Raw genomic sequence first — 26,238 nt, 5'->3', positions numbered from 1 at the left:
CGGATATGTCGCAGGTCGGTGCTTTTTTCATGCCGAGAACCAGCCGGGCATCGCGCCCGCGACACGCCGCAGCATCCGCGCACTCCCTGAGCCGGCGATGAACCTTCCGGGCGCCCGCCCGGAAAAGCCCGCGCCCGCAAGGGCGCACGACCTCAAGGAGGCGCACATGAAGGACAAGATCTTCGGAATCCTTCAGCGCGTGGGGCGCTCGTTCATGCTCCCCATCGCGGTCCTACCCGTTGCCGGCCTGCTTATGGGCCTCGGCAGCTCGTTCACCAACGAGACGACGCTTGCGACCTACAACCTGCTGGGCATCATGGGCCCGGGCACCATCGCATGGGATGTCTTCACGGTGCTGTCGGCCTGCGGCGGCGTCATCTTCGACAACCTGCCGCTCATCTTCGCCGTGGGCGTGGCCATCGGCATGGCCCGCGCCGAGAAGGAGGTCGCCGCGCTCTCGGCTGCCGTGGCGTTCCTCGTCATGCATTCGGCCATCTCGGCCATGATCGACCTCACCGGCGGGGTCGAGCAGTTCATCGACGGCGCCACCGCGAGCGTGCTTGGCATCACCTCGCTGCAGATGGGCGCCTTCGGCGGCATCATCGTGGGCCTCGGCACCTCTGCGCTGCACAACAAGTTCTATAAGATCCAGCTGCCCCAGGCGCTGTCGTTCTTCGGCGGCTCGCGCTTCGTGCCCATCATCTCCACGGTGGTGTTCACGTTCGTGGGCATCGCGATGTTCTTCATCTGGCAGCCCGTGCAGGAGGGCATCAACGCGCTCGGCTACGCGGTGGCGAGCGCCGGCCCGGTGGGCGTGTTCCTGTTCGGCATGATCAAGCGCCTGCTCATCCCCTTCGGCCTGCATCACGTATTCTACCTGCCGTTCTGGCAGACGGCCGTGGGCGGCTCCATGGAGGTCGCCGGCCAGATGGTCTACGGCGCCCAGAACATCTTCTTCGCCCAGCTCGCCGACCCCACCGTCACCCACTTCTCCACCGCAGGCACCTGGTGCTTCACCGGCGAGTTCGTCCTGTACATCTTCGCCTTCCCCGGTGCCGCCCTGGCCATGTACCAGGCGGCCAAGCCCGAGCGTAAGAAGGCCGTCGGCGGCCTGCTGCTTTCCGCTGCCCTGACCTCCATGCTCACCGGCATCACCGAGCCGCTCGAGTTCTCGTTCCTGTTCGTGGCGCCCGTGCTCTTCGGCATCTCCACGGTGTTCGCGGGCCTCGCCTACATGCTGTGCTACCTGCTCAACATCACCGTCGGCCTCACCTTCTCCGGCGGCTTCCTCGACCTGTTCATGTTCGGTATCCTGCAGGGCAACGACAAGACGAGCTGGCTGCTCATCATCCCGCTGGGCATCGCGTTCTTTGCCGTGTACTACCTGCTGTTCACCTTCCTCATCAAGAAGTTCGACTTCAAGACCCCCGGTCGCGAGGAGGGCGACGCCGAGACCAAGCTCTACACCAAGGCCGACTACAACGCCCGCAAGGAGGGCAACGCCGCCGATGGCGCCCCTGCCGCCTCGTCCGATGATGAGCGCTCCGCGCAGATCGCCGCGGGCCTGGGCGGTGTCGCCAACATCCGCGACGTCGACTGCTGCGCCACGCGCCTGCGCGTGACGGTGCACGACGGAACCAAGGTCCAGGAAGGCGTGCTCAAGGGCACCGGCGCGGCCGGCGTCATCCGTCGCGGCGAGGGCGTGCAGGTCGTGTACGGCCCGCAGGTGAACGTCATCAAGACGAACCTCGAGGCCTACCTGGCCGCACATCCCGCAAGCTCCGCATCCGACGCCTCGGCCGCCGCTGAGCAGGATGCCCCCGCCGAGCCCGAGACCCCGCGCGAGCCGGTTGCCACCATCACCCTGGGCAGCCCGCTGACCGGCGAGGCCCTGGCGCTCGCCGCCTGCCCCGACGCGGTGTTCGCCGAGAAGATGATGGGCGACGGCGCCTGCGTGGTGCCCGCGGTCGGCGAGCTCGTGGCCCCCTGCGACGCCAAGGTCGCCTTCGTGTTCGAGACCAAGCACGCCGTCGGCTTGGAGCTCCCGGACGGCACGGGCGTGCTGTGCCATGTGGGCATCGACACCGTCAAGCTCGGCGGCAAGCCGTTCACGGCGCACGTGGCGCAGGGCGATGAGGTCAAGCGCGGTGATACACTGTTGACGTTCGATCTCGACTACATCCGCGAGAACGCCCCCAGCATCTCCACGCCGGTGCTCATCACCGACATGGACGATCGCCACAAGGTCCGTCAGCTTGCGTTCGGTCACGTGAACCAGGGAGACGACCTGCTCGCCGTCGATATCTACGAGGCGTAACAGGGGGCGTGGCCCTTCGGCATCCCGGTGCGCCGTGCGGCCGGGATGCCGCCGCCTGAGGATGACGGCGGGGTCGGCGCATCGCGCGCGACAACGAATTGACCAGCGCTTCGCCTAAGGAGACGGCCGTATGTACCGCATCACCAAACCGCTCAACCACAACGCATTGCTCGCGTTCAATATGGACGATGCGCGCGAGTACCTGGTGGTCGGACGCGGCGTCGGCTTCGGACGCAAGCCGGGCGAGCGCGTGGAGGATTTCGGAGGGGCCGTGGAGCCGCAGCGCTACCTGCTGTCGCAGGCTGCCGGCGGTCGCGGCGACGCGCACGACCTGCTCGCCCGGATAGACCCGGTCGTGCTCGACGTGGCCGAGGGAATCTACGAGGACGTGCGCGACACCTTCGGCAAGGCGGATCCCAAGATGCTGCTGCCGCTTGCCGACCACCTTGCCTTCGCCGTGGCGCGCGTTCGCGAGGGCGGAGGGCTCAGCAACCCGCTCACCGAGGATATCCGCGCGCTGTTCCCGCGCGAGTTCGAGGTGGCGCGGCGAGGCGTGGCCGAGCTGGCAGACCGGATGGGCGTGGAGCTGGGTGACGACGAGGTGGGGCTTATCGCCCTGCACGTGCACTCGTCGCTCGATGACGGCCATGTGGACCAGGCTATACAGGTCGCACAGCTCACGCGCGCGTGCATCGGCGCGGTGGAACGGCTCACCGGCAGCGCCATCGACGTGTCGTCTTACGACTACAACCGCCTCATGACGCATGTGAAGTACATGGTCACGCGCATCATCCGCGGGGAGCGGCTGAGCATCGACGTGAACGAGACCATCAAGCTGAGCGCGCCCAGCAGCTATCGGGCCGCAGAGGCCGTGTGCGCCGAGATGGAGCGGCTCATGGGCACGCCGGTGAGCGAGCTCGAGGTGGGCTATCTCGCCATGCACATCGCCCGCGTCGCCGGCGAGGAGTCGCGGGCCGCCTCACACAGGTAACGCTTGCCCTCATCCCCACGGATGCAAATTGGGGGACGTACCTTCGGCTTGCACTTATGCAAATGGGGGACGTACCTTCGGCGTGCAGAAGTGCATGCGGAAGGTACGTCCCCCATTTGCATCGGTTAGAGCTTCTTCAGGCGTTCGACGAACGGCTTTAGATAGCGCCGATCGCACCCGTCGAAACCCTCGCGCATGCTCTGCAGCGCGGTGACCTGCCGCGTCTCGCCCTGTTTGATCTGGCTTTCGAGCATGCGGAAGTAGATGCGCATGGCGATCTTGTCGAGTGCGCCGAGCTTTTCAAAGTGAAAATTGCCCTGGCAGTAGCACCAAGGGAGATCAGGGTATTCCGCGGCGGGGAAGGAGCGGCGGAACGCCTCCTCGATCTCGCTTTCGGGCCATTCGTCGCACGGCATGGGCGTGGCACCCACGCCCACCACGCCGTAGCGCTTTTCGGGATGGGCGGCCATATACGCCTTGAACTGCTTGGAGCCCTTCATCGAGGCGGCGTGGAACCAGGTGCACAGCACGATCAGGTCGGCATCGGCTCCGTCACGGTCAAGCCGGTCGAGCTGCACGCACGGGCAGCCAAGATCCTCGGCGAGCCAATCGGCGTAGGTCTGTGCCGAACCTGTTTGAGAGCAGTACACAACAAGCGCGCGCATACAATCCTCCTTTTTGGCACGAGTGCCCGCTCGATGCTCAAGGATGCCGTCGTCGTTGGGCCGATGACGAGCTGCGCCATAGCATCGACGGGCGGCTTCATCGCGACGGATCTGATGCTTTCACGGTATATGGAATCCAGGCCTGCAGCCCGGAGATGGCGCAACCCTTACACGTTCCTGATATGCGGATTCCCTCGCGCAGCGCGTCGTTAAGCGTTACGAATACAGGTAGAACAGGTATCTTGCGGTATCCGTGTAGCTCTCGTCGGTCACCTGCCATGTATCGCCTTCGCGCGTGAACTCGAGCATGGCGACCTCTGTCTCGGTGCGCCCCTGCTCGTGGCTGGCGAGCGTTTCGTTGAATAACCGTTGGACCTCGGCGCGCTGCTGGTCGTTGGGCATGACAACCGTGCTGTCGGTCAGGCCCTGTTCTTGCAGGTAGTCGAATACGCGCATATAGAACTCGTCGGTAAAGCCGCGCGTGTCGCGCGTCGTGGCGTCAAAGAACACCGAGCCGTCCGCTTCATCGCCGCTGTCATCGAAAGCGTAGACGTCCGTGATCGTATAGCTGAAGTCGGTGAGAGCCCAGTCGGCATAGCTGCCGGGATCGATGCCGAAGTCATAGGGAGTGTAGCCCAGGGTTTGCTGGAACATCTGGGCGAAGTCCTCCATGATGAGCGTGCGGGCGCGGCTGTCCGGGGCGGCGATGGTCTCGAGCAGGGCGCGCGCCTGCTCCTCGACGGCGACTTCGTCATCGGTGGGATCATCGGGATCTGCGGCATCGGTGGACAGGAACTCGGAATCCCATGCCACCGGCGCATCATCGCCCATCAGCTCCGACAGGGCCCCGCTGGTGCACATGGGGATGGAGCCGATGCCGAAAAAGACAAGGTCGATGATGAGGAAGATGAGGATGACGGTGCCGCATCCGCATCCGCGCTTCTTGCGAGGGGATCGGGGCTCCTCGGGACGCGGGCTCTGGTTGGTCCACGGCTTCTGTGGACGCCTCTTGGCAGGTCTGGTTCGGGTTTTTGCGGATGATTCGGATTTATCGGGTGCATCGTAGGCATCGGGCTGCTTAACGGGGCTCTGATATCCGTCCACGCTCTGCGGACCCGTGTCGAGCTGGTCTGCGGGCACCTCATCGGGTGCCTCCCACGGGAGTTCGGGCTCGCCAGCGTTAAATGGGTCGATATGGGAATCATGACGGCTCATGGGCGCCTCGCTTTCCCGTTGGGTTCGATGCTGATGCAAGTATATACCGGCTGCGCGCGCGAGCATGGTAAGCGCTTGGTCAGTGCGAATGGCGGGTGGATTGCTTGGGGATGGGTTCGTTCCAACCCATCGCGGTGAGCTGCTTGGGGACGGGTTCGTTTTAACCCATCCGGCGGCACCTGCGGCCCCTGCGAGCCGGAACGGAAGCGCCCCGTATCCACGGTGGTCTAACAGAGGTTTTCGAGAACGCCGTCCCGCGCACGGAGTGTTCGGGTGCGCCCATCGATTGGCTCTGGCGCATAGACGCCCCTCGGCGTAGGGTGAAAACATTGCTCTGCATCCCGCGTCCCCTGACGCGACGGCACAAGGAGGTACGCATGGCACTCGAGCATCTGAAGGCAACCGATCCCGAGCTCGCAGCCCTGATGGACGCCGAGCTCGGACGGCAGCGCACCTCCATCGAGCTCATCGCATCGGAGAACTTCTGCAGCCCTGCCGTCATGGAGGCGGTCGGCAGCGTGCTGACCAACAAGTACGCGGAGGGTTATCCGGGGCGCCGGTATTACGGCGGCTGCGAGCAGGTCGATCGCGTGGAGGACCTCGCGCGCTCGCGGGCATGCGAGCTGTTCGGCTGCCGCTTTGCCAACGTCCAGCCGCATTCGGGCGCGAACGCCAACATGGCGGCGTACACGGCGCTCATCAAGCCGGGCGACACCGTGCTCGGCATGAGCCTCGATCAGGGCGGCCACCTCACCCATGGAAGCCCGGTCAACTTCTCGGGCAGCCTGTATCGGTTCGTCCCCTACGGGCTCAACCTCGAGACGGAGACGATCGATTACGACGAGCTCGAGCGCCTAGCGCATGCCGAGCGCCCTGCGCTGATCGTCGGCGGGGCGAGTGCCTATCCGCGCACGATCGACTTCGAGCGCATGGCCGCGATCGCGAAGAGCGTCGGCGCGCGCCTCATGATCGACATGGCGCACATCGCCGGCCTCGTCGCGACCGGCGCGCATCCGTCGCCGGTGCCGTACGCGGATGTCGTGACCTCGACGAGCCACAAGACGCTGCGCGGGCCGCGCGGAGGGTTTATCCTCACGAATGACGAGGAGCTTGCGCGCGCCATCGATAAGGCGGTGTTCCCCGGCACGCAGGGCGGACCGCTCATGCACGTGGTTGCGGGCAAGGCCGTGGCGTTCGGGGAGGCGCTACGTCCGGAGTTCGCCGTCTACATCGACCGCGTGGTCGCCAACTGCGCCGCCATGGGAGAGGGGCTCACCGAGGGCGGGCTGCGCCTGGTGTCCGGCGGCACCGACAACCATCTGTGCCTGGTGGACCTGACGCCGGCGGACGTGACGGGAAAAGACGCGGAGCGCGTGCTGGAACGGGCGGGGCTGACGGTCAACAAGAATGCAATCCCCGGGGAGCCGCGCTCTCCGTTCGTGACCAGCGGCATCCGCGTGGGGTCCGCGGCAGCCACGACGCGCGGTTTCACCGAGGCGGAGTTCCACGAGATCGGCGCTCTGATTGCGCGCACGGTGTTCCATGCGCAAGACGACGAGGTCGTTCGCGCCGTCCGTGCCCGCGTGGACGAGCTGCTCGCCGCGCATGCGCTGTACCCTGGGCTGTAGGCAAGTAGCGGGTTGAAAAACGACGAGACAGCGCCCTCGCGCCGGTGCTGTCGGCGCGAGGGCGCTGCCTCGTTACCCATCGTTTTCGTTCGGGCGGTTCCCTATCCCCAGAAATCGTCGTCGCCGTCTTCTTTGGGCCCGCGGTCGACATAGAGCTTATGCGTGCGCTTCTCGAGCACGAAGGCCACGATGCCGAAAATGAGGATACCTGCCACGAACAGCACGGCTACGCCTTCGCGCGTGCCGAACAAAAAGGAAAAAAACGCGTCCATCTGATGCCTTCTCGCCTTCTTACTTCGGAAAAAACTCACACAAGTATATACTTGCCTGTGCACAGTCATGACGCCAACCTGAATTGCACATCGGTGCAGTATTCGGGCGGGCGCGTTCCAACTGGAGGCATCATGCTTGACATCAAATATGTCCGCGAGAACCCTGACGCGATCGATACCGCCATGGCGCATCGCCAGACCTCGTGGGACCGTGAGAAGTTTTTCGAGCTCGACGACGAGCGCCGCTCGGTGATCGCCGAGGTGGAGGAGCTGCAGGCCACGCGCAACGCTGAGTCCAAGAAGATCGGCGTGCTCATGCGCGAGGGCAAGCGCGACGAGGCCGAGGCGGCCAAGGAGGCCGTGCGCGAGGTCAACGAGAAGATCGAGGGCCTTGCCGCCCGCCGCTCCGAGCTCGAGGCGCAGCTCACCGATTTCATGGCGCACCTGCCCAACCTGCCGTATGAGGCGACCCCGGTGGGCAAGGACGAGACCGAGAACCCCGAGCGCCGTCGTTGGGGCACGCCGCGCGACTTCGCTGCCGAGGGCTTCGAGGCCAAGCCGCACTGGGATCTGGGCACGGATCTCGGCATCCTCGACTTTGAGCGCGGCGCCAAGCTTTCCGGCGGTCGCTTCACGGTGCTGTCCGGCGACGGCGCCACGCTCGACCGCGCTCTCGAGAGCTTCTTCTTGAACACGCACCTGGCTGCCGGCTTCCGCGAGTTCATCCCGCCGGTGGTCGTCAACCGCGAGATCATGTACGGCACGGGCCAGCTGCCCAAGTTCGAGGACGACGCCTACCACGTGGGCGACGACCAGTTCCTGATCCCCACCGCCGAGGTTGTGCTCACCAACCTGCACGCCGGCGAGGTGCTCGACGCCGCCGACCTGCCGCTGTGGTACACCGCGGGCACCCCGTGCTTCCGCGAGGAGGCTGGTTCCGCCGGCCGCGATACGCGCGGCATCATCCGCCAGCACCAGTTCACCAAGGTCGAGATGGTCAAGTTCGCCACGCCCGAGACGTCGGACGACGAGCTTGAGTCCATGGTCGCCGAGGCCGAGCACATCCTGCAGCTGCTCGAGCTGCCCTATCGCGTGATCAGCCTGTGCACCGGCGACCTGGGCTTCTCCGCGCGCCAGACCTACGACATCGAGGTGTGGCTGCCGAGCTACAACAGCTACAAGGAGATCTCCTCCTGCTCGAACTGCGGTGACTTCCAGGCTCGCCGCGCCAACATCAAGTACCGCGATCCCGAGCACTTCAAGGGCACGCGCTTCGTGCACACGCTGAACGGTTCCGGTCTGCCCACGGGCCGCACCATGGCCGCCATCATGGAGAACTACCAGAACCCCGACGGATCCATCACGATTCCTGAGGTCCTGCGCCCCTATATGGGAGGCCGCGAGCGCATCGAGCCGCGCGCGTAGGTGAGGCGAGTACCATACGCAAGCAAAACGGCGACGAACCGATGGGGTTCGTCGCCGTTTTTTGTGGAAGAGCCCCGCGGCGCTCCCGATGGCGGGGGCGCCGCGGGGTTATCGGGCTTCTGCTACCGTCCCCAGCGCTCGAAGAACGACAGGGCGTTCTCGTAGCACAGCTTGCGCGTGATCTCCTCGCCGAAGCGCTCGGCAAAGACCGCTTGGAGCTCGGGCGTCTTGGCGGCAGACGAGATGCAGGACGGCAGGTCCGTCCCGTCGAAGTCGCTGCCGAGGGCGACCGAGTTCTCTCCGTCCAGATCGAGCCAGTGCTCAACGTGACGGCACAGGTCGTCGAACGTGGGCTCGACGGACGAGGCGTCGTCGCGCAGGAAGTCGGGACAGTAGTTGAGGCCCACCACGCCGCCGCGGTCGCGGATCTCAGCGAACTGGGCGTCGGTGAGGTTGCGCGGATGCCCGCAGACGGCGCGGCTGTTCGAATGGCTGGCGACGAAGGGGCGCGTCGTCAGGCGCAGCACGTCTGCAAAGCAGGTGTCGTTGAGGTGCGACACGTCGAGAACCATGCGCGCGTCTTCCATGCGGCGGATGATCTCGGCTCCCAGCTCGGTGACGCCCGCCTCGGGCGCGTCGTTGCCGCTTGCGAGCGGACCGCGCGCATTCCAGCTCAAGGAGGCCATGAGCACGCCTTCGTCTGCAAGCGCGCCGACGAGGTCCGGATCGGCGGCGAACAGGCGCGCGTTCTCGATGGTGCGCACGGCCACGTGCCCGCCCGATTCCAGGCGCGGGCGGATGTCCGCCGCGGTGCGCGCCTGCGCGATGCGGTCGGCGTGCGCACGGATCTCATCGTCGAGATGGCCCATGACGTGGCGGTAGAACGCGATCGACTCTTCGGGGGAGAACTCGTCGTAGATAAAGCAGGCGAAGCACTGCGCCCACGGGATATCCCCCATCTTGTTGAGCGAGAGGTGGCAGCCGTTATCGTCGAGCGCGGTGTCCTCGGCGGCGGCAGGGTCATCGGGATTGAACTGCGCATGGCCCACACGCTGGTAAAACAGCGGGTCGAGTGAGGGCCAGGCGATGCGGTCGGCGGTGTCGCAGTGCATATCTAACACGGGAAATGCCATGAAAGCTTCCAATCGTCTAGGGTACGGGTGCCCAAAGCATCCTAGCACCTCTGCGCTGAGAAAGATTGCAATCTTTCAAAAACACGAACACATGTTCTTATTCTATGGTACAGTAATAGCGTACACATGTTCGATAGAGGAGGAGCGATGGACGAACGGCACGAGACGAGGGTTCTGCTCTATGAAAGCGGTCCGGATGAGGAGCGGCTGCGCATCGAGGGCATCATCGATCATGCGGGGTCGCTGCGCGTGCGGCAGACGAGTGCCGGACCGCTTACGCGGTGGTGCTTTGAGGAGACGCCCCATGATGTGGAGATGAGCATCGATGCCAAAGGGGCTCGGGCGCTCGCAGCGCTGCTGGAGCTTGACGCCGCGGAGCAACTTCCCGCTGCGCTTCAGATTCGGTTTGCCGGCTACGACGGGGCGATGCGGCTGCGGGAGTGCCTGAAGGAGGGCGGAGTGCCCTATGCCGTGAGCGAATCGCGGATCGTCCGATAGGGAGGTGCCGGATACGCGCTTTCGTGCGTCTCGGGATCGCGGTGCGCGGAAGCAATCAATCGGTGCTTCCCTAGAGTTTGACGCAATTGTGAAGAACGCCACAGACGAGATGTATCTTGTTTTCGCAGGTAGTTGAGCATGGCAAAAAATATTTTCAGAAAAGTGGGATTCGCGCTTGACTCATGGGCCCTCTGAGAGCATTATATACCTCGCGTTGCGGCGTTACCTCAGCTGGATAGAGGGTCTGACTACGAATCAGAACGTCACAGGTTCGAATCCTGTACGCCGCACCAGTTGAGATCGAAAGGTGCTCTTCGGAGCACCTTTTTTGTTATGTATGCCTTGCGAAACCCGAGTTCGGAGCTGCGGGTATAAAGAGTCGCGTGACTCCCATCGAGATCTTTCGCCAGACGGGACATCTTGCGCTTGCGGGGCCCTCATGCCTCGCCTGTCGCCGAAAAGGTCGATGCAGCGTGTAAAAATGCGCTCACAATGGGATACAAGGCGTTAAACGGGCGTGTGCGAGAAGCGTGGAAGAGGCTGTGGCTATGGAGACGGGGACAACGATCAGGCTTTCGTTCTTGGCGCGTCGCAAGCGCCTTCCCGTGCTTCCCGAGCAGCCGTCGGGCACGGTGTTCGGCATCGTGTGGGATGCATGCCCTATCCCTCAGGGCTTTGTGTGCTACATCGTTCAATTCATCGAGCGCTCCCGCGCCAAGATCATGGGCCTGGTGAGCGGCGACGGGCGCGTGTACCGGGCGCTTGCGCCCTCCGACGATGTTCCCGCCGACGAAGACGCGTGCCTTATATTGGTGCGCGAGCGGGGAAACCGTGTCGGCGACGTCTACGTCAAGTCCGACGATGGGCGCCTGGTTCATACGAGCGCGTTTCGGGGGTCCACGGCGGGCACCATGCGCGAGGTCGCGGAAGAGGCGACGTGGAATACCGAGCACAGCCTGGTCTATCGCGAGTTCATGGCAACGATGTTCCTGCGCCATTGCGTCTTCCACGCACCGGCGGTCCACGTGTCCGCAACGGATGATGCGGGTGAGGCAATGGTTCTGCGAGCCGAGCAGCTGGTGGCACCGGTCGAGATCTTCAAGGGCTTTCGCGAGGCGCTTCTCGCCGACGCGATCTCAGCGCTCCTGTTTCGTATCGAGCGCAACGAGCATCCCTCGGGAATCGAGAAGTTCGCCCACAGCCTGTTCTCGGAAATCGACCTTGCCCGTCTGCGCACGCTGGTGACGGTGGGCGAGGTGAGCCTCGCCCATATCGAGAACATGGACGGGTTCTACATCAACCTCAACCGTGAGGCGATGTCGCCCGAAGACGTGGTGTTCCTCTACGGGGTCGAGTCTCGGCTCAACCGCGTGCTGGCGGTGCTCAAGAGAATCGGCGTGGGACTGTCGCCTGCCAGCACCTCGCCTTCCGAGGAAGCGTGCTCGCTGCTCGACCGCATGGGGTTCGAAGAAGTGACTTCCCACGTCGGGCGGCTGATCCGAGAGGGCGACCACGCGCCGCGCTGTTCCTGGAACGCGCCCGGCACGGTCGCGTGCCAGCCAGGCGGCGAATGGGACGTCAGGATGCATGTGGCGGAGCTCTGCGAGGGGCTCAACCTGCTGGTGCGCCTGGAGTACCGCTTTGACTACTGCGAGGAGTCCCACCGTATCGCCCTGCAGTTCACCAAGATCTCCGCGACGTCGATGCCGAGCTCGCTGTACGACGAGGCATCCTCCTCGTGGACCGATGTCGATGATGGGGCGAGGGAGCGTGCGGCCACTGAGTATGGATGCCGCATCGTGATGGTGCTTGCCGCTGCGGCCTTTGCGGCGAGCCCCACGATCTCGAACTGCTTGGTGGAGGAGCATGATCCTATTGGGCAGACCTATAGGTCGTTTGCGTTCAATAGGACTGCCTTTATGGTCGATCTGCTGCCCAAGGCGCTCGAGCTGGTGGGCGTTCCGCTGGCGACGGGAGGTGCTGCGAGCGCGCTTCGCGCCTCGGAGACCTCTGAGCGCTTTCGCCGCATCGCCGCGCCGGAGCGGACCGCCGCGCCCCGTGATGATGCGCGTGGGCTGCCCGAGGCGCTTCGCGATCTTCTGCACGCGGATTTTGCGCGAGAGCTCGAGGTCGTTGAGGACAAGGACGATGAGTTCGTTCTGCGCTTCGCGCAGCTCCAAGGGGAGGGCCCTCTCGATCCGGCGCAGGCGGAGGCAAAGCTCGGAGCCTTTATCGATGAGATGCAGACGGCGTGCGCCGTCTCGGAGCTGGAAGAGGACCGGCCGGTTCGAACGCAGTTCTGCGAAAACCATCTGGGGCGCATCCTTTTGCCCCTGTTCATCGACGATCCGTCGGTTCGCGTGCTGCGCGCGCCCGACGCGCTCTTCTTCGCGCAGTACGAGCTCTGTTCGATATACCTCAATTGCGGGGCGGTCGAGCAGGCGATTCTCGAGGCCCGGCGGCTGCTGGACATGGCGACGACGTCGATGCAGGCGCATTTCACGCTCATCAGCGCGCTGGCGCGCCAGAAGATGTTCGACGAGGTCATCGATGTCGCCAAGCACGGGCTGCGGGCTGCGTACGACCGCGACGCCATAGCGTATCTGTTCTATCGGCTGGCCTTTGCCTATTGGAACGAGGGCGACAAGCTAACGGCGCTCGCGTGCTATCGACTGGTGCCTGCGGGGGAGCAGATCGCCGCGGTGGCGCAAGAGGAGGCGCGCGAGCTCATGAACCGGATGGGGCTGGCCGAGCCCCTCGGGTTCGCGGAGGCGGTGACGATCGCCAAGGCGGCGGGCGTGCCGATTCCGCCGACCGATGAGCTGTACAACCAGGTGGCAGATGCGGCGGTTCTGCTGATGGATGCCGGCTTTCTGTACCTCGCCGCGCGTTGCGTCTACGCGATGTGGCGGATGTACGGCAAAGATGAGCTCGGTGTGATCAGTAGGTCGCTGCTCTTTGATTAGCGTCACGCGCTGGATGCTTGCTTCGGCGCTCCAGGATTCCTGCCGCACGTCCGTTGGCCCTGCAGATTCATGAAAAAGTAGGAGGGCAATCAGTTCTTTCCTGGGGAAATGTCGAAGCCGGGTTAGGTTTTTCATGAATTGCCGAGCCTCTTTGGGGGCACGTTGGGGATGAAGGCTTCTGTGCGCGTTTGGGCGAAAACGTCCGTCGTCCTCGCGGCGGCGAGCCCGCGGCTCTGGCTGGAAGAGCTGGGGATCCGGGCCGCCGCTTCGCTGCGGCCCTCCGCTGCGGAGGCCCTGCGGGCCTCCTTGCGACCCATGCTGGCAAAGGCGCTTTCGCGCTTTGCTCACCATGGGGCCCTCCCGGGTTCGAACCCCCAGCGCCCTCGACAGCAAAAAGCCCGCCACCGCGAGGGTGACGGGCTTGCGCATTCAACTGGCGGAGAGCTGGGGATTCGGCCGCCGCTTCGCTGCGGCCCTCCGCTGCGGAGGCCCTGCGGGCCTCCTTGCGACCCATGCTGGCAAAGGCGCTTTCGCGCTTTGCTCACCATGGGGCCCTCCCGGGTTCGAACCCCCAGCGCCCTCGACAGCAAAAAGCCCGCCACCGCGAGGGTGACGGGCTTGCGCATTCAACTGGCGGAGAGCTGGGGATTCGAACCCCAGATTCCCTTGTGGGGAATACTCGCTTAGCAGGCGAGCACCTTCGGCCTCTCGGTCAGCTCTCCGGAACAGTGACGCTAATATTAGCGCACAGATGCGTACCTATGCAAGAAGAATTTGCACACGCGTCGAGCCTGCACAACATGCCCGCCTTCCCGACCGTCCAAGTCCCGGCGCGCTTCTGCGATTACTCGAAGAACGTGCCGTCGATGACGATGTCTGTATGATGAGCGGCGACGGCGTCCCATGAAAACAGGTCGATAAGCTGCTCAGCCGAGCGCGGGGTCGAGTCGGGGGCGATGCCCGCGGCGCCGGCGAGTTGTCCCAGCAGACGCTCCGGCGTATCGAATGCGCGCTTGAGCTCGCCCATATCGCAGTCGTGCTCGCGCTTGGAGAGCCTGCGCCCGTCGGGGGCGATCAACATGGGCACATGGGCGTAGGCAGGCTGTGCGAAGCCAAGTAGTCGCTGCAGGTACATCTGACGCGGCACGGACGAGAGCAGATCGCGACCGCGCACGACCTCGGTAACGCCCATCTCCGCATCGTCTACCACGACGACCAGCTGGTAGGCGTACACGCCATCGCTGCGCTGGATGAGAAAGTCGCCGCAGTCACGGGCGAGCGTTTCCGTTTGGCTACCGTAGACGCGATCGACAAACGAGATGGTTCCTGCAGGGTCGTCCGCATCGGGTACGCGCAGGCGCAGCGCCGCCGGGCGGACCTGCTGCCGCTCTTCGATCTGCTGCGCGGTCAGGTTGCGGCACGTGCCTGCATACACGGGTGTGCCGTCGCTTGCGTGCGGTGCGCTGGCGGCGTGGAGCTCGGCGCGCGTGCAGAAGCAGGGGTAGGTGAGGCCGTCCGCGTGAAGCTCGGCGGTCACCTCTCGGTACAGGTCGAGGCGATCATGCTGGTAGATGGGGCCCTCGTCCCAATCGAGCCCGAGCCATCGGAGGTCGTCTATAATCTGCTGTGCACGTTTGGGGTCGCAGCATCGAGGATCGAGGTCTTCGATGCGCAGGACCATACGACCGTTTTGGGAACGCACGGAAAGCCAGGCTACCAGCGCCGAGAAGATATTACCCAGATGCATGCGGCCCGAGGGGGAGGGGGCGAAGCGTCCGACAGGCGTGTGATACGTTAACGTGTTGTTAGATGGTACAAGTTCCATTGCGTGTACTTTCGCTGGGTCGTATTGTCGTTTGCTAATGCGTCGGGAAGTGCGATACGGCACAATGATACCCACATCGGGTTGGGAGGTTAGAGCGTGAGTGAGTCGACAACTGGTCGGGAGAGCATAGAGAAGGCTATTCGGGCGATTGGGTCCGGCCTTTTGAGCGACGAGGACGTCGCTGCCCTGGCCGCTGCTTCGCGCATTCAGCATTTTGGGAAGGGCGATCAGCTCGTTTCGGTCGGCGAGGTTCCGACGGCGGTGACGCTTCTGATATCTGGCGTGGCGCGCGGGTACTACATCGATGCTGCGGGCAAGGACGCCACGGACTGCATCGCATGGCGCCCCGGCGAGGTGCTTACCCCCGCGGCGGGTCTCCAGACCCCCTCGCCCGTGTTTTTCGAAGCGGTGAGCGCCATCGACGTCCTCATGATCGACATGAAGTGCATCATCGATCTGCTTGAAACGAGTCTCGGCCTGAACAGGCTCTACAATCTCCTGCTACTGCGCTCGTGGGATTATCACTGGGCGATCAAGCGCGTGGTCAGCCAATGCAAGGCCAAGGACCGCTACCTGTGGTTCCTGAAGGAGTTCCCCGGTGTGGTCGACATCGTTCCCGGACGTCATATCGCAACGTTTTTGGGCATGACCCCGGTGACCCTCTCGAGGCTGCGTTCGGCATTGCGCGCCGAGGAGGACTGACGGCTGGCTGGGCTGCAGCATTGATTGTTTGACGCCTCTACGAAGTGGGGGCGTTTTCTTTTATGTGGTCATGCGCTATGGTGCGCTCGAGGCTGGTTGTTAACAATAATCAACGATGGTATTTTCCAGTTATATTTTGATAATAATTGAGGGATGCGCGACCGATTTATCCGACCGTCCGGAGAAAAACAAGCTCCCTTTTAGCTATTGATAATGCAACCCCCTTAATCGGGATTCTACAATCCGCGCAACTGCCGTTTCGCGCATTGCGCGTCGCTGTTGTGTTGCTGCAGTTCCTCGGGAAGAGGTTCTTGATAGGGGGTTACAACATGAATAGGAAGCATCTGCATGTTGCCGTCACCGCCGGTCTGATGGCCGCGTTGTCTCTGGGCGCGGCGCCCGCATTCGCGAAAGAGACCGTGCCGAGCACTGTCGAAGAGACGACTGGTGAGAGTGCCGGCTACAACGCGTCCGCGATGGCGACGGAGGCTCAGGATTCCATATCGCGGAGCTCTAGTATTCCTGGCTTGCCCGATCATGCTGACCCGGGGGATATCGTTTACCAAACTCAGCCGTCAATGATATATGAAGCGGTTGCCGACGAGGACGGGGTTACCCACTATTCCGTCAACGCCGTGGAGGGATATCTCGAGTTTCCCACTTTACGGGTATTCAAATACGAATGGCACCAGTGGGCTGACGAGCAGGGCAATCCGACCGGAGAAGGGGACTGGATCGTTCAGAACGCTTACGGCACGGAGTGCGAAACAACGTGGACTGTATCCGGATATGATGGGGAGCTCGCTGATCTTCCGGCGGGAACGTATACGGCTGTCGGGACGACCGTGAGCGATGAGGAGGAATTTTCTGGCCAAGCCCTCGAGGTGACCGTCAACATCGTCGAAGCCGATCAGGTGGCTGCGGCGAACTGGAATCCAGGGCCCTACACGTACTTCACGACTGATGATGGGGGCTGGACAGATCTTTATCCGACAATGTGGTGCACACTCTACGATGGCAGGAGCTTGGATCTGGCGGTTGAGTGGGATCCCGTCGACATGTCGGATTTTGAGCAACCGGGAACCGTGGTACAAAACGGGAAGATTAAGGGCACGGATATCCCCGTGTACGTGACGTATAACGTCTATAAGCCCCTCGGGGCTGGTTCGGTATCGGATACGTGGACATTTGCAGGCTATCCAGATATATACGATATGCCAGAAGTCTTCGTGCTTGCTGAGGGTCCAAGCGGCACAGAGGAGGTTTCGCTGTCGCCCGGTGCGTGGACGGAATGGGACGACGCGCAGGTTGACTATGATACGCCGGGGGAATATGAGATTACTGGAAGCTTGGTCTGCGGAGATACGTCCTATCCGATCTCGTCTACGGTCATGGTGTACGAGATGCCGGATGAGTTCTCCGATTTCATGTTCTCGGATTCCGGAAAGAGAGCTATGAGCGTGTGGACCGAACCTGGTGAGGCACCTCTTCTTCCGGCGTATATCTGGGCCGCAAACCCTGCCGGCAACGGGTCGGACATCTACGATTCCGAGGAGTTCGATATCATCTGGGACGAGGTCAATCCCGCCCTGTACGCCGAGGACCGGCTGAACACGTCCTTCACGGTCAAGGGGAAGATATCGACCCCCGCTCGCTTTGCAGACGAGGAGCCGATCGTTCTGCCCGGTATCGAAGTCGAGTGCACGGTGTACGTCGCCGACCTGGCGCAGGAGTTCGTGCCCGAGATCACGACCATGCCCGGCGTCGCCCCCGAGATCCCGAGGCAGATGACGGTAGAGTCGTCCGATGGACGCGAGTATACGTTCACAAACCTCTATTCTTCGGTACCGGAGGAGCTGTACAGCACGCCGGGCAACACGTTTACGGTCGACGTGCAGATGTGCGAGAACACGTTCGGGGCGTACCGCTACGGCATGATCATCGACCGAACAATAACGGTGCATGTCGCCGATGCCGCTGGGGTGGTCGCGGATGACGCCGCGGCAGACAGCCTGCTCACGCTTACATGCAAGCAGGGTACCGTTCCGGAGCTCCCCCAGATGTTCCCCGTGGAGCTCGAGAATGGTAGCGTCGTGCCGGCGGAGGTCGAGTGGGAGGAGCTTTCCGCAGACCGGTTCAGTGAGCCCGGCACCACGGTCGACGTTCATGGAACGGTCCAGAACGCAGAGTCGCTCCCGGAGGAAGCGCAGATCGCGCTGGCGGCAACCGGCGGGGAGGTCGTCGCCAAGGTGACGGTCGCTTCTTCCGAGATCAAGCTGATGTGCAGCTTTATCGAGCCCGAATATGCGTACATCGAGGTCGGATCGAGCGTCGATGTGAACGATGTGGCATTCGGTCACTCCGAGGTCACGGCCGTCTTGTCCGACGGCAGTTCGTACGCATCGAGTGTTGTTTGGGACGTCGATGGCTTGGATTTGAGCAAACCCGGGTCTTACCTCTTGGAGGGAGGGCTGCAGCTCGACGAGACGGAATCTGCGATGTTCGCAGATGGGGATACTGCGTACATGTATGTCAACGTTGTCGATTCCGATGCGCCCGACCCCGATCCCGAGCCGGAACCGGAACCCGAGCCTGAACCCGATCCGGATCCCGAGCCCACGCCCGACCCCGACCCGACTCCCGTGCCTACGCCGGATTCCGACGAGGACGTGACCGTCCCCGAGACCGAGGGCGGCTCGGTCGAGGTCGAGCCGGTCCCCGCCGGCGAGACGGCGACCGTGGTGTGCGAGCCCGAGCCCGGGCAGGAGGTGCGAGAGGTTGTCGTGACCGACTCCGAGGGCAACCGCGTCGAGACGACGACCGACGAGGACGGCAACGTCACGTTCGAGATGCCCGAGGGCGGCGCGACGGTCGAGGTCGTCTTCGGCTGCGACGGCGGCGAGCTGTGCGGCACGCACGCGTTCCCCGACATCGACCAGGACGAGTGGTACCACGACTCCGTCGACTGGGCGATCGGGGCCGGCGTCTTCCACGGCTACGATGACGGCACCTTCGGCCCCGACGACGTCCTCACCCGCGAGCAGGCGGCAGCCGTGCTCTACAACTACCTGGGCGGCGAGCCCGGCGCCCCCGATTCCGGCCTCGGCGACGTGTCCGACGACTGGTACACGGATGCGGTTAACTGGGCCGTGGAGAACGGCATCATGACCGGCTACGAGGGCGCTGGCGCCTTCGGCGTGGGCGACGCGCTTACCCGCGAGCAGTTCTGCTCCGTGGTCGCCAAGGCCATGGGCGCCGACCTGGAGGGCGTCGACGCCTCGGTGCTCGACGGGTTCTCCGACGCCGACTCGGTCTCGGGCTGGGCCAGGAGCGCTGTCGCCTGGGCCGTCGAGGCCGGCGTCGTCAACGGCGTCGAGAACCCCGACGGCACCCGCAGCCTCCAGGGCGCGCGCGACATCACCCGCGCCGAGATGGCCGCGATGATGAAGAACGCCGTGGACGCGGGGGTGCTCACGACCGCGTAAAGACAACTGTCACCTAATCATCGATGCCCGGGGCGGAAATGATTTCCGCCCCGGGCATCTGTCATCTGCAACCGTTCTCAACGGCGGGGCCAGACGTTACGCCCCCATCTGATAGAGCGTGAACGCCAGGTTGCCGTCGTCATCGTAGCGTGCGTCGACGATGGCGGTGCTGCTGTAGACAACGTTTGAGCTGGCGCCGAGCGCGTCCAGCATGTCGGTCAGCGGCAGGCCCAGCGTGTCTTGAGAGATCTCTGCCGGAATGCGCGATGTCGTCGACTTGTACATATTAAAGGCGACCTCGTAGCGGTTGTTCCCCTGGTCGGTCACCGATGTTACGACCGCTACGTTTTGGATGGGGTAGGTTGTCCCCTCGTTGTCGATGTAGTAGTACCAGCCGTCGCGCACCTCGCTGCCGCCGGTGGTGAGCTGCTGGTCAGTAAAGGTGAGGCCCACGTAGCGGCTCATGAGGCTGTTGAAGTAGTTGACGTCGACGCGTTTGGTGTACCCGAGCTCCGCCATGGGATCGCTTGCGTCCACGTCTTCGAGATACGGATTGGCGTTGTAGGACATGTGGCGCTGCATGAACAGAATCAGATCCTGTTGCTGTGGCACGCTGAGCTCCTCGTCGCGGTTGAAGTGGTCCTGCACGTTGAATCCCGAGGCGAGCTCACAGAAACTCGTGATGAAGACGTTGAGTTCCTGGTAGTCGGACGTGCGGTTCAGGTCGATCGTAATGGAGCTGGGGGTCACGGGCGTCTCGGGCTCGACGGGGGTTGCCGTCTCGGATGCGGTATCGGCGGGCTGGTCCTCCACCGTCGTTACCTGGGTGCTATCGAACAGACCGAAGCCCCCTGTCACCAGTCCTGCGATGCCGATGATGAACACGGCGGCGGCTGTCGTCACCAGAGCGGCCATGGGCGCCTTGGATTTCGGCGCCGTGTGCGTTTGGTCGGAATAGGAGTTGACGGGGTTGACCGGCACTTTTTCAGAGGCGGTGACGACCGGCTGCGGGGCCGGTTGCGGTGCGGCGCTTCGAAGCGGCGTGCCGCACTTGGTGCAGAATTTGGCGTCGTCTGGAACACGTGCTCCGCAATGCTGGCAAAACATGCTGCTCCTTACCCGTGAATTCTTTTCTGCGAGCATTGTAACAGCCGTGCAGGAAGGCCGCTGAGCCGCAGTGGCTTATTAACCCTGCTTGCCTTCCTGGTTTGAACGCTTTGTTTCGGAGTCCGTTCTGTCTTGAGGCTTCGGGACTGCTTGGGGGATGGGACGAGGCGGCGAGGCGAAGAGGTGACATTTTCGCCCAGCGACGACACCGATCCGTTCATTCATGAAATAGTTGAGGTGTCAAACAATGGAATCCTGGGCAAACGCTGATAATGCCTCCGTTCATTCATGAATGAGCGGGATCAATGAGGTGCCGGACGATTCTGTCGCTGCGAATCTGCCGTGGGGGCGGTCCGGAACGCGCGGGGAGGACGTTGTATCCGCCCGGGTGCAAAACCGCACCTTGCTAAAACCTTTTACCAACGTACGCGGATGTCTCGTTTTGAATTTGGTATCAACTCACGGGCTAAAAGGGCCGCTTCAGGGCGAATCCGAGGCCCTTCCCGGGGCCACTGGAACCGGCCGAACGAAGAAACCGCAGGTCAAAGGCTTGTCAGATATGGCCGTTTCCCATCCATACTTGCTGAGTTGATACCAAATTCATTCTGAAAATATAATAACCCCCGTTTTCCTGCGCTTTTGCGGTGAGGTTTCCCCACCGGGCGGTGCCGGGTTCACATCGCGCTCGCTGCGCGGTGGCGTGGGTACAGGGCTGAGCCGCGCCCCGGTCGCCCCAAGCCGCGCAGAACCGAAAAAGCCCCTGCAGCGGCATCCGTTGCAGGGGCATTCGGTCCGAGAATCGCCAGATTGCCGTGGTTTACAGCGGCAGCGCGGTCATCTGGGTGTAGACGCGGGTCTGGTACTCGCGGTCGAGGTCGTACAGGCCCTTGGGGTCGCAGCCGAACAGCTTCATGTTCGTGATCATGTCGCGGGCGTTGGCCTCTTCCTCGCCCTGCTCCTTCACGAACCAGTCGAGCATCTGCATGGCGCGGATGTCGTGGGCCTCGTGGGCGACCTCGTAGCAGTGGTGGATGAGGCTCGTCACGTACTCCTCGTGCTCAAGACCGGCCTCGAGCGGAGCGAGGTCGTTGTCGAAGGTCTTGTCGGGCTGGGCGATGGCCTTCATCGTGGGCTTGAAGTCGTTGTCGAGCAGGTAACGACGCAGCGCCATGGCGTGGTCCATCTCTTCCTTGGCCTGGATCTCGTACCAGTTGGCAAAGCCCTTGAGGCCACGATCCTCGTAGTAATCGGCAAAGGTGAGGTACAGGTAGGAGGAATAGAGCTCCTTGTTGATCTGGTCCTCGAGAACCTCGGCGACCTTCTCATTGATTGCCATGTGCATTGTCTCCTTATCAACGTCGCAGTCGGGGCGCGAATCGTCATGTTCGCGCTGTCGAACAAAGTATACCCTCTCGCACGGACATGAATGCCCTTCGCGGCGCTGCGCACTCTAGGTACAATATGCTCAAACGAGAGCGTTCCTTACTTGAAAGGCCTGCTTATGAGCATCGTTTCCGGCCACGTTGGTCTGCGCGCCCGTCATGTGCTCGCGGTGGTGGCGTGCGCCCTGTGCATGTTGGTTCCCGCTGCGGCCTATGCCGACTCCTTCGAGATGCCCGCCGTCGGTATCCACGCGACGGTCCAGCCCGACGGCACGCTTGCGGTGACCGAGACGCGCACGTTCGAGTTCGACGATGACATCAACGGCGTGTATTGGACGATCCCCACCTCCCAAAACGAGCAGGGCGTGGAATCTTCCGTCCAGATCTCCGACGTCTCCGTTGCCGAGGACGGCGCCACGATCCCGTTTGCTCCCGCGCAGAGCGCCGAGGCAGGCGAGAGCGGCGTGTATACCGTGTCGACGTCCGAGGACGGGCTGGAGCTCAAGGTCTTCACGCCCCAGGAAGACGGCGACACCGCGCAGGTCACGGTCTCCTATCGCATGACGGGCGCCGTGATGGCCTGGGTCGACACCGCGGAGCTGTACTGGCAGTTCGTCGGCCCGGATTGGGAAGAGGACTCCTGCGACGTCGAGCTGACCGTTGATTTCGCTGGCGCCTTGGCATCTTCGGCATCGGACGGATCGAGCCTGCACGCGTGGGCGCACGGCCCGCTCGACGGCACGGTCGCCATCGACGAGGCCGCGCATGCCGTTCGCTGCGCGGTGCCGCGCGTTCATGAGGGGGAGTTCTCCGAGGTTCGCGCCGCGTTCCCGGTATCGTGGGTGCCGACCCTGCAGGCTTCTGCCGAGATCCGCCTCGACAAGATCCTCGACGAGGAGCAGGCATGGGCGGAGGAGGCGAACGCGCGCCGCGAGCAGGCGCGCACCGTCCTCGCCGCGGGAAGCGTCGCGCAGGTCGGCCTGCCCGCGCTGTTTCTCGCGATCATCGGCTACCTCAAGTACACGCGCGGGCGCAGCCCCAAGCCGGTGTTCCAGGAGACTTATTTCCGCGATGTGCCGTCTGCCGATCACCCCGCGGTCATCGCGACGTTCATGGACGACGGGGACGTGCCGAACCGCGCGTTCGTGGCGACGCTCATGAAGCTGACCGACGACCGCGTCATCTCCCTCGACGTGCAGACCATCGAGGAGGACGGGCTGTTCGGCACGAAGCAGCGCGACGAGTACCGACTGCATCTGGTCGACCGCGATGCCGCGACCGCTCCCATCGACCGCGCGGCGCTCGACCTGTATTTCGGCGATGCTGCGGACGGGGTCACGGAGATACGCTTCGACCAGATGAAAGATGCCGCGGCCGATGACGTCGAGGGCTACAACGACCGCGTCGAGAACATGAAGGCGGAGATCCGGGCGGCCCTGGAGATGAGGATGCTCGTCCGCACCGACGGCGGTTCGTTCAAGGCGGTCGCCGTGGGTATCGCCGCCGCGCTGTTCATCGCGTCGCTCGTCTTCTTCTTTGCGACCGACCTCGCGAATCTTCCGGCCTTCATCATCTCGACGGCCCTGCTCGTGGTGGCCGTCGTCGTCGCCATGACGTATCGCGTGTACTCGCAGGAGGGCGTTGAGCTGCGCGAGCGCTGCGAGGCCCTCAAGCGGTGGCTCGAGGACTTCACGCGCCTGAACGAGGCGGTTCCGGGCGATCTGGTGCTGTGGAACAAGTTGCTGGTCATGGCGGTCGCCCTGGGCGTGTCCGACGAGGTGCTGCGCCAGCTCGCCGATGCCGTTCCGCGCGACCTGCGCGAGGACGCATACGGCGGCTACTATTACCCGATCTACTGGTGGTGCTATCCCCACGGCCGCCTGCATGCGCCGACGCACGAGATGAACGAGGTCCAGACGGCATCCATGGCAGAGGTCGCGACGAGTCTCGACAGCTCGGGGGCGGGCACGGGAGGCGGCTTCTCCGTCGGCGGAGGCGGCGGTGTCGGCGGTGGCGGAGGCGGCACGTTTTAGGAAAGCGCCGATCGCCTGCTTTTGCGCCGGGTGCCCCTATTCGCTATGGGGCGCCCGGCGCGTCGCTGCTCAGCTCGAGAGGTCCAGGCTGTAGAGGTACATCTCGCGCGGGAGCAGGTGGCGCTCCTCGCGTGTCGCGCGGTGCGTCGCGATGCGCTTGAGCCCGCGCTGCTCGTAGAACTTCCAGGTGCAGTCCGTGTCGGTGCACAGGTACGTCTCCGTGAACCCGCATGATGCCACGTAGGAGGAGGCGGCATCGAGCAGCACGGAGCCGATGCCCAGATGCTGCGCCGTCGAAGCCACGGCGAGCAGCGTGATCTCGCTATCGGTGTTGATGCCCGCGCGGCCGATCATGTCCTCGTTGACGCGCACGGACGCCTCGATGAAGTCGCGATAGCGCCGCTGGGCGTCCGGGTCGATTGCGCGCATCTGTTCCATGAAGTCGCTCGAGGCGTCGAGCCAGCGCCTCTCCCAGTTGCCGTCGACGGCGCCGGCGCGTGCCAGCACGATGCCGCATGGCGTATCGTCGATACGTGCGACCTGGGAAAACGTCGAGGTGGAGAGGCAGTAGGCAAGATCGTCGCACGCCTCGAGGTAGTTGTAGGCGTCGTTGGCGCTCCTCGCATGCCAATGGAGCTGCATGATGGCTGCGAGCTCGTCGAAATCGGTTTCATCGAAAGGGCGGTACGAGACCTTTGACACCATGCCGGCTCCCGTGCGGTCGATGCGTATCGTTACATGTCGGTTCTATCACCAGATGCCCTCCGAGATATGACGTCTTCGTGTTTACCTCCGTTCGGAGGCGCTTTTCCTCATGAGCGCCACGGCATCTTGGCATTTTCTTCAAAATGTCTCGCGCGTTCCGGTCGGCCTGCAGGCGTTGCGCTACATTAGAAAGGTAGTTCGCCCGTTGAAGGTACGACCGCCGCGGGCGCCAACAAGAAGGAGGGGTTGCATGGCAACAGACGTGAAGATCAAGCGCGCCTTGATCTCGGTGACCGACAAGACGTGGGTCGTCGAGTTCGCTCGCGAGCTGCAGACCGTCTACGGGGTGGAGATCATCTCGACGGGCGGCACGGCTCGCGCACTGGAAGAGGGCGGCGTCACCGTCATCCCTATCGAGGAGTACACCGGGTTCCCCGAGATGATGGACGGCCGCGTGAAGACCCTGCATCCCAAGGTGCACGGCGGCCTTCTGGCCCGTCGCGACGACCCCAAGCACATGGCGGAGGCCGCTGAGCACGGCATCGGCATGATCGACATGGTCGTCGTGAACCTGTACGAGTTCGAGAAGACCGTGGCCAACCCCGACGTCACCTTCGCCGACGCCATCGAGCACATCGACATCGGCGGTCCTTCGATGCTGCGCTCCGCCGCGAAGAACGCCGACTCGGTGACCGTTGTGTCCGACCCGTCCGACTACGCCGGCATCCTGACCGAGATGGCCGCCCACGATGGCGCCACGACGCTCGAGACCCGCCGTCGCCTGCAGCTGAAGGTCTACCAGACCACGGCCGCCTACGACACCGCGATCTCCACGTGGCTCGCCGCCCAGGCGTCCGAGGCGTCTGAGCAGGCGGAGCCGCCCGCGTCCTTCGACCTGCGCCTGGAGAAGGTCGACGACCTGCGCTATGGCGAGAACCCGCAGCAGACCGCCGCGATCTACCGCTTTGCCGACGGCTTCGCGCAGAAGGGCTCCTCGGCGAACCCGCTGGTTGGGGCCGAGCAGATCCAGGGCAAGCCGCTGTCGTACAACAACTACCTGGACGCCGACGCCGCCTGGAACCTCGTGCGCGAGTTCGACGGTCCCGCCTGCGTGATCCTGAAGCATCAGAATCCGTGCGGCTCCGCCACGGCGGACGACATCACGACCGCCTACGACATGGCCTTCGCCTGCGACCCCAAGAGCGCCTTCGGCGGCATCATCGCGTGCAACCGCGAGGTCCCCTTCGAGCTCGTCGAGCACTTCGCCGACGAGAACAAGCAGTTCGTCGAGGTCATCATCGCCCCGAGCTACACGCCCGAGGCGCTTGAGCGCATGGCCAAGCGCCCGAACCTGCGCGTGCTCGCCACGGGTGGCGCCGTGGGCCATGCCGCCCTCGAGCTTCGCTCCGTCGACGGCGGCGTGCTCGTGCAGTGCGTGGACACCGTGGCCGAGGACCCGGCGACCTTCACCTGCCCGACCGATCGCAAGCCGACCGACGCCGAGATGGCCGAGCTCATGTTCGCGTGGCGTGTCTGCAAGGGCGTGAAGTCCAACGCCATCCTCATCTCCAAGAACAACGCCGGCATCGGCATGGGCCCCGGCCAGCCGAACCGCGTCGACTCCGCGCTGCTCGCTTGCGAGCGCGCCGAGGACGCGTGCGAGCGCATGGGCTGGGAGAAGGGCGGCTTCGCCTGCGCGTCCGACGCCTTCTTCCCGTTCCGCGACAACGTCGACGTGCTCGCGGCCCATGGCGTGACCTGCATCATCCAGCCCGGCGGCTCCAAGCGCGACGATGAGTCCATCGAGGCGTGCAACGAGCACGGGATCGCGATGGTGTTCACCGGCGCCCGCCACTTCCGCCACTAACTGCGGCCGGCGCGAGCTGACC

Annotated in this window: 18 protein-coding genes and 2 tRNA genes; 11 read left to right on the top strand and 9 right to left on the bottom strand. The window is 63.8% G+C overall.

The window, feature by feature from the left end; genetic code table 11:
• Positions 1-166: 166 nt before the first annotated feature.
• Together BN3789_RS01005 and BN3789_RS01000 are read left to right on the top strand one after the other, a co-directional pair.
• A complete protein-coding gene (locus tag BN3789_RS01005) occupies positions 167-2,317 on the top strand; it encodes a PTS sugar transporter subunit IIABC (protein WP_066828854.1) in 2,151 nt (716 codons plus the stop codon).
• A 130-nt stretch (positions 2,318-2,447) separates the two neighbouring features.
• On the top strand, positions 2,448-3,308 hold the full coding sequence (locus tag BN3789_RS01000) for a PRD domain-containing protein (RefSeq protein WP_066828853.1): 861 nt from the start codon (positions 2,448-2,450) through the stop codon (positions 3,306-3,308).
• A gap of 125 nt (positions 3,309-3,433) precedes the next feature.
• Here the strand turns inward: BN3789_RS01000 and BN3789_RS00995 are convergent, their stop codons facing one another.
• Positions 3,434-3,973, bottom strand: coding sequence for a hypothetical protein (locus BN3789_RS00995; protein ID WP_066828851.1), 540 nt, complete (start codon positions 3,971-3,973; stop codon positions 3,434-3,436).
• 216 nt (positions 3,974-4,189) lie between these two features.
• Positions 4,190-5,188, bottom strand: a complete 999-nt coding sequence (locus BN3789_RS00990; RefSeq protein WP_147569469.1) for a hypothetical protein — start codon at positions 5,186-5,188, stop codon at positions 4,190-4,192.
• Positions 5,189-5,565: 377 nt separating this feature from the next.
• On the opposite strand from BN3789_RS00990, the gene glyA reads away from it, so the two are divergent.
• Complete coding sequence (glyA, locus tag BN3789_RS00985; protein WP_066828846.1) at positions 5,566-6,816, top strand: serine hydroxymethyltransferase; 1,251 nt, start codon at positions 5,566-5,568, stop codon at positions 6,814-6,816.
• A 101-nt stretch (positions 6,817-6,917) separates the two neighbouring features.
• On the opposite strand, the gene BN3789_RS12950 is transcribed toward glyA, so the two are convergent.
• Positions 6,918-7,088, bottom strand: coding sequence for a DUF6724 family protein (locus tag BN3789_RS12950; protein ID WP_187119094.1), 171 nt, complete (start codon positions 7,086-7,088; stop codon positions 6,918-6,920).
• Between the two features lie 132 nt (positions 7,089-7,220).
• On the opposite strand from BN3789_RS12950, the gene serS reads away from it, so the two are divergent.
• Complete coding sequence (gene serS / locus BN3789_RS00980; protein ID WP_066828844.1) at positions 7,221-8,513, top strand: serine--tRNA ligase; 1,293 nt, start codon at positions 7,221-7,223, stop codon at positions 8,511-8,513.
• A gap of 122 nt (positions 8,514-8,635) precedes the next feature.
• On the opposite strand, the gene BN3789_RS00975 is transcribed toward serS, so the two are convergent.
• Positions 8,636-9,646, bottom strand: a complete 1,011-nt coding sequence (locus BN3789_RS00975; RefSeq protein ID WP_066828842.1) for a dipeptidase — start codon at positions 9,644-9,646, stop codon at positions 8,636-8,638.
• 147 nt (positions 9,647-9,793) lie between these two features.
• On the opposite strand from BN3789_RS00975, the gene BN3789_RS00970 reads away from it, so the two are divergent.
• The 3 genes from BN3789_RS00970 (at position 9,794) to BN3789_RS00960 (ending at position 13,110) form a co-directional block, all read left to right on the top strand.
• Positions 9,794-10,144 carry a hypothetical protein gene (locus tag BN3789_RS00970; protein ID WP_066828841.1) on the top strand — a complete coding sequence of 117 codons (351 nt, stop codon included), beginning with the start codon at positions 9,794-9,796 and terminating at the stop codon, positions 10,142-10,144.
• A gap of 216 nt (positions 10,145-10,360) precedes the next feature.
• A tRNA-Arg gene (locus BN3789_RS00965) sits at positions 10,361-10,437 on the top strand.
• 255 nt (positions 10,438-10,692) lie between these two features.
• Entirely contained in the window at positions 10,693-13,110 is a 2,418-nt protein-coding gene (locus BN3789_RS00960) for a tetratricopeptide repeat protein (RefSeq protein ID WP_066828840.1), read from the top strand.
• A gap of 631 nt (positions 13,111-13,741) precedes the next feature.
• Here the strand turns inward: BN3789_RS00960 and BN3789_RS00955 are convergent.
• Together BN3789_RS00955 and gluQRS are read right to left on the bottom strand one after the other, a co-directional pair.
• Positions 13,742-13,832 (bottom strand) — tRNA-Ser (locus BN3789_RS00955).
• Positions 13,833-13,954: 122 nt separating this feature from the next.
• Positions 13,955-14,935: a tRNA glutamyl-Q(34) synthetase GluQRS gene (gene gluQRS, locus BN3789_RS00950; RefSeq protein ID WP_066828839.1), complete on the bottom strand. Its 981-nt coding sequence runs from the start codon at positions 14,933-14,935 to the stop codon at positions 13,955-13,957.
• A gap of 96 nt (positions 14,936-15,031) precedes the next feature.
• Between gluQRS and BN3789_RS00945 the strand changes: the two genes are divergently transcribed.
• Together BN3789_RS00945 and BN3789_RS00940 are read left to right on the top strand one after the other, a co-directional pair.
• On the top strand, positions 15,032-15,637 hold the full coding sequence (locus BN3789_RS00945) for a Crp/Fnr family transcriptional regulator (protein ID WP_147569467.1): 606 nt from the start codon (positions 15,032-15,034) through the stop codon (positions 15,635-15,637).
• Between the two features lie 845 nt (positions 15,638-16,482).
• Positions 16,483-19,122: an S-layer homology domain-containing protein gene (locus BN3789_RS00940; protein WP_161938960.1), complete on the top strand. Its 2,640-nt coding sequence runs from the start codon at positions 16,483-16,485 to the stop codon at positions 19,120-19,122.
• 96 nt (positions 19,123-19,218) lie between these two features.
• Here BN3789_RS00940 and BN3789_RS00935 read toward each other — a convergent pair whose 3' ends face one another.
• Together BN3789_RS00935 and BN3789_RS00930 are read right to left on the bottom strand one after the other, a co-directional pair.
• Positions 19,219-20,229, bottom strand: a complete 1,011-nt coding sequence (locus tag BN3789_RS00935) for a zinc ribbon domain-containing protein (RefSeq protein ID WP_066828833.1) — start codon at positions 20,227-20,229, stop codon at positions 19,219-19,221.
• 817 nt (positions 20,230-21,046) lie between these two features.
• Entirely contained in the window at positions 21,047-21,565 is a 519-nt protein-coding gene (locus BN3789_RS00930) for a ferritin (protein WP_066828831.1), read from the bottom strand.
• A gap of 165 nt (positions 21,566-21,730) precedes the next feature.
• On the opposite strand from BN3789_RS00930, the gene BN3789_RS00925 reads away from it, so the two are divergent.
• Positions 21,731-23,644: a DUF2207 domain-containing protein gene (locus BN3789_RS00925; protein WP_066828829.1), complete on the top strand. Its 1,914-nt coding sequence runs from the start codon at positions 21,731-21,733 to the stop codon at positions 23,642-23,644.
• 69 nt (positions 23,645-23,713) lie between these two features.
• Here the strand turns inward: BN3789_RS00925 and BN3789_RS00920 are convergent, their stop codons facing one another.
• Positions 23,714-24,349, bottom strand: a complete 636-nt coding sequence (locus BN3789_RS00920; protein ID WP_066828826.1) for a GNAT family N-acetyltransferase — start codon at positions 24,347-24,349, stop codon at positions 23,714-23,716.
• 250 nt (positions 24,350-24,599) lie between these two features.
• Between BN3789_RS00920 and purH the strand changes: the two genes are divergently transcribed.
• Complete coding sequence (purH, locus tag BN3789_RS00915) at positions 24,600-26,216, top strand: bifunctional phosphoribosylaminoimidazolecarboxamide formyltransferase/IMP cyclohydrolase (protein WP_066828824.1); 1,617 nt, start codon at positions 24,600-24,602, stop codon at positions 26,214-26,216.
• Positions 26,217-26,238: the final 22 nt, after the last annotated feature.

The organism is Collinsella ihumii, assembly GCF_900046475.1.
GTDB classification, from domain to species: domain Bacteria; phylum Actinomycetota; class Coriobacteriia; order Coriobacteriales; family Coriobacteriaceae; genus Collinsella; species Collinsella ihumii.
The sequence above is the reverse complement of the archived record's forward strand: the minus strand, read 5'-3'. Positions and strand labels throughout refer to the sequence as shown.